The organism is Streptomyces poriticola, assembly GCF_036689765.1.
GTDB classification, from domain to species: domain Bacteria; phylum Actinomycetota; class Actinomycetes; order Streptomycetales; family Streptomycetaceae; genus Streptomyces; species Streptomyces poriticola.
The window spans coordinates 1-422 of the sequence record NZ_JBAGKH010000109.1; the positions used below are offsets into that span (position 1 = coordinate 1).

A 422-nucleotide genomic window follows, 5' to 3' on the forward strand; every position below is an offset into this window, starting at 1 on the left:
CCGGGGGTGCGGGTGGGTGCGGTGGGGGTGTTGTCGGGGGTTGAGTGGGAGGGGTTGGTGCGGGGGGTGAATGACACGGGGCATGGGGTGGTGGTGGATACGTTGCCGGGTGCGTTCGAGGCGGAGGTGGTGCGTGGTCCGGGGCGGGTGGCGGTGGTGGGTGAGGGTGGGTCGTTGTCGTATGGGGAGTTGAACCGGCGGGCGAATCGGTTGGCGCATTGGTTGGTGGAGCGGGGGGCTGGGCCGGAGTCGTTGGTGGGGGTGCGGGTGCGGCGGTCGGTGGATCTGGTGGTGGCGGTGTATGGGGTGGTGAAGGCGGGGGCGGCGTATGTGCCGTTGGATGTGGATCTGCCGGGGGAGCGGGTGCGGCGTGTTGTGGAGGGTGCGCGGCCGTTGCTGGTGTTGGAGGGGGAGCTTCCGGA

Annotated in this window: 1 protein-coding gene; it reads left to right on the forward strand. The window is 70.4% G+C overall.

The genetic code is table 11. The annotated features are described in order from the left end of the window. Positions 1 to 66: 66 nt before the first annotated feature. Positions 67 to 422, forward strand: a 356-nt coding sequence (locus V5O46_RS31665) for an AMP-binding protein (RefSeq protein WP_332888182.1), incomplete at its 3' end; no start/stop codon positions are given.